The sequence below is a fragment of the Micromonospora sp. NPDC002411 genome, assembly GCF_053592955.1.
In genome coordinates this window covers 1-3,799 of the sequence record NZ_JBSFBM010000487.1, presented here as the reverse complement: position 1 = coordinate 3,799, position 3,799 = coordinate 1, and the positions used below count along the sequence as shown (strand labels likewise).

The window sequence follows — 3,799 nt, the reverse complement described above, 5'->3', positions numbered from 1 at the left end:
GTGGAGCCCGTGGCGACGTGAACGCGATACCCCCAGCGTCGGAGGACCTGAGCGATCTTTGCGGCGCCGACGGCCGCGACCCCGGCGCGGATCGGGCGGCGGCGACCGGCGCGCACGGCCAAGAGCCCCAGGCGGCCCGCGTCGACGGGTTGGCCGGGCACGCGGTGGGCAACCTCGTGCTCTGCGGTCTCATGGAGCTGCTCGGCGATCCGGTGGCCGCGCTGGACCATGCCGGCGCGATGCTCGGCGCGGTCGGCCGAGTGCTGCCGATGTCCCGGCAGCCGGTCGGCATCGAGGCGCAGGTACGCGGGATCGACCCGGCCGCCCCGGACGAGGTGCGCACCGTGCGCGGCCAACACCAGGTGGCGGTCACGACCGGTCGGGTCGAGTCGCTGCGCCTCACGCCCGCCGCCCCACCCGCCTGCGCCGAGGTGATCGAGGCGATCATGGCAGCGGACTGGTTGATCTTCGGACCGGGCAGTTGGTACACCAGCGTGCTCCCGCACCTGCTGGTGCCGCAGGTGGCCGACGCGATCGTGTCGACCTCGGCCCGGCGGTTGGTCACGTTGAACCTCGCCGCGGAGAAGGAGACCCTCGGGCTCTCCGTCGCCGATCATCTCGCGGCACTGCACTGGTACCTGCCCGAGCTCAAGGTGGATCTCGTGCTCGCCGACGCCAAGGCGGTGGGTGACCCCGAACCGGTCGAACGTGCGGCAGAATCGCTGGGTGCCCGCCTGGTCCTCGCCCCCGTCGCCGTCACCGGTGGCACTCCCCGCCATGATCCGGCTGCCCTGGGCGCCGCACTGGTGCCTGTCCTGGGTGCCGATCGTTAGACACGTACGTAATCTCCGGCGACACGCCGGAACCGGTCCGTGAGGGGACGCACAATGGCGATGACGGCCGCGGTCAAGGACGAGCTGAGTCGGGTCGATGTGCCCAAGCCCTGCTGCCGGCGGGCGGAGATGGCCGCGCTGCTGCGCTTCGCCGGCGGGCTGCACATCGTCTCCGGCCGTGTGGTGGTGGAGGCGGAACTGGACACCGGGGCGGTGGCCCGGCGGCTGCGCCGGGAGATCGCCGAGGTCTACGGCTATCCCAGCGAGATCCACGTGCTGGCCTCCGGCGGGCTGCGCAAGGGCAGCCACTTCATCGTGCGTGTGGTCAAGGACGGCGAGGCCCTCGCCCGGCAGACCGGCCTGCTCGACGTGCGGGGTCGCCCGGTGCGCGGCCTGCCCCCGCACGTGGTGGCGGCGAACGTCTGCTGCGCCGTCTCCGCCTGGCGGGGCGCGTTCATGGCCCACGGCTCGCTCACCGAGCCCGGCCGCTCCAGCGCGCTGGAGATCACCTGCCCGGGGCCGGAGTCGGCGCTGGCGCTGGTCGGCGCGGCCCGCCGCATCGGCATCACCGCGAAGAACCGTGAGGTACGCGGTGTGGACCGGGTGGTCGTCAAGGACGGCGACGCGATCGCCGCGCTGCTCACCCGCATCGGCGCGCACTCCAGCGTGCTGGCCTGGGAGGAGCGCCGGGTACGCCGCGAGGTGCGCGCCACCGCCAACCGGCTGGCCAACTTCGACGACGCCAACCTGCGCCGGTCGGCGCGCGCGGCCGTCGCCGCCGCCGCCCGGGTCACCCGTGCCCTGGAGATCCTCGCCGACGAGGCGCCCAACCACCTGACCGACGCGGGGCGGCTGCGCCTGGAGCACCGGCAGGCGTCGCTGGAGGAACTGGGCGCGTTGGCGGACCCGCCGCTGACCAAGGACGCCATCGCCGGGCGGATCCGCCGACTCCTGGCGCTGGCCGACAAGCGGGCCCGGGACCTCGGCATCCCGGATACCGAAGCGGCAGTCACGCCCGACATGCTCGTGGTCTGATAGGACGGTAAGGCCGCACGGTGCGTCCGGGAGCACGACCCGGCGCAGCGTGGTCTCGCACGCTCGGATAAGGTCGCTGCGTACGGCAAGGGGGCCGACACAGGCACTCCTCGTCGTGCACACCGCCTCGGGCGGTCAAGGTCCTCAGACCGCGGCGGGGTGGCCGAGACGAACCGTCAACGGCCGGCTCCAACGGTCGGCGCACACCACTCCGCCGGCCCGTTGTCTGAGGCCGGCAGACCAGAACGCGAGGAGATGGGACCTGTGACCATCCGGGTTGGCATCAACGGCTTCGGCCGAATCGGCCGTAACTTCTTCCGGGCAGTGCTGGCGTCCGACGCCGACATCGAGGTCGTGGCGGTGAACGACCTGACCGACAACGGCACGCTTGCCCACCTGCTCAAGTACGACAGCATCCTGGGTCGCCTGCCCTACGAGGTCAAGGCCACCGCCGACGAGATCACCGTCGGTGGCAAGACCATCAAGGCGTACGCCGAGAAGGACCCGTCGAAGCTGCCGTGGGGCGAGGTGGGCGCCGACGTCGTCATCGAGTCGACCGGTTTCTTCACCGACGCCACCAAGGCCAAGGCGCACGTCGACGGCGGGGCCAAGAAGGTCATCATCTCCGCCCCGGCGAAGAACGAGGACGTGACCGTCGTCATGGGTGTCAACCACGACACCTACGACCCGGCGAAGCACACCATCATCTCCAACGCTTCGTGCACCACCAACTGCCTCGCCCCGATGGCGAAGGTCCTGCACGACACGTTCGGCATCCAGCACGGTCTGATGACGACGATCCACGCGTACACCCAGGACCAGAACCTGCAGGACGCGCCGCACTCGGATCTGCGTCGGGCCCGGGCCGCCGCCCTGAACATCGTGCCGACCTCCACCGGCGCCGCCAAGGCGATCGGCCTGGTCCTGCCGGACCTCAAGGGCAAGCTCGACGGGTACGCCCTGCGGGTGCCGATCCCGACCGGCTCGGTCACCGACCTCACCGTCAACGTGGGTCGCGAGACCACCGTGGACGAGGTCAACGCCGCGCTGAAGGCCGCCGCGGACGGCCCGCTCAAGGGCATCCTGGTCTACAACGAGGACCCGATCGTCTCCACCGACATCGTGACCGACCCGGCGTCGTGCATCTTCGACGCGCCGCTGACCAAGGTCGTCGGCAACCAGGTCAAGGTCGTCGGCTGGTACGACAACGAGTGGGGCTACTCCAACCGCCTGGTCGACCTCGTCAAGCTGGTCGGTTCGTCGCTGTGAGCATCCGGACCCTCGACGACCTGCTCGCCGAGGGGGTGTCGGGTCGGCGCGTGCTGGTGCGCGCCGACCTGAACGTCCCGCTCGACAAGCAGACCGGTGACATCACCGACGACGGGCGGATCCGCGCGGTGCTGCCGACCCTCGGCGCGCTGGTCGAGGCCGGCGCGAAGGTGGTCGTCTGCTCGCACCTGGGCCGCCCGAAGGGCGCGCCGGACCCGCAGTTCAGCCTGAGCCCGGTCGCCGGGCGGCTCGGTGAGCTGCTCGGCGCTCCGGTGCACTTCGCCACCGACACCGTCGGTGAGTCGGCCCGCTCCACAGTCGCGGACCTGGCCGACGGCCAGGTCGCCCTGCTGGAGAACCTGCGCTTCAACGCGGGCGAGACCAGTAAGGACGAGGCCGAGCGGGGCGCGTTCGCCGACCAGCTCGCCGCGTTCGGCGACGCCTACGTGGACGACGCGTTCGGTGCGGTGCACCGCAAGCACGCCAGTGTCTTCGACGTGCCGGCCCGGCTGCCGCACGTCGCGGGTCGACTGGTGCTGCGTGAGGTCGAGGTGCTCTCCAAGCTCACCGGCCCGAGCTCACTCGCGGACGGCGCTGCCGTCGCCGCGCTGCTCGACCGGATCGCCGACGCCGAACCCACCTTCGCCGGACGGATCCGGCAC

The 3,799-nt window shown here is 71.5% G+C and carries 4 protein-coding genes; all 4 read left to right on the top strand.

The window, feature by feature from the left end; genetic code table 11:
* On the top strand, positions 1-833 hold an 833-nt coding region (locus ACWCO3_RS32715), incomplete at its 5' end, for a gluconeogenesis factor YvcK family protein (protein ID WP_450013786.1).
* 54 nt (positions 834-887) lie between these two features.
* Positions 888-1,868 (top strand): DNA-binding protein WhiA, encoded by a 981-nt coding sequence (gene whiA, locus ACWCO3_RS32710; RefSeq protein WP_030337350.1) that lies wholly within the window; start codon positions 888-890, stop codon positions 1,866-1,868.
* Between the two features lie 264 nt (positions 1,869-2,132).
* The gene (gap, locus tag ACWCO3_RS32705; protein ID WP_088988543.1) at positions 2,133-3,137 is read left to right on the top strand and encodes a type I glyceraldehyde-3-phosphate dehydrogenase; all 1,005 of its coding nucleotides are present in this window, start codon (positions 2,133-2,135) and stop codon (positions 3,135-3,137) included.
* Positions 3,134-3,799, top strand: a 666-nt coding sequence (pgk, locus tag ACWCO3_RS32700; protein WP_450013784.1) for a phosphoglycerate kinase, incomplete at its 3' end; no start/stop codon positions are given. The genes gap and pgk, both read left to right, overlap by 4 nt.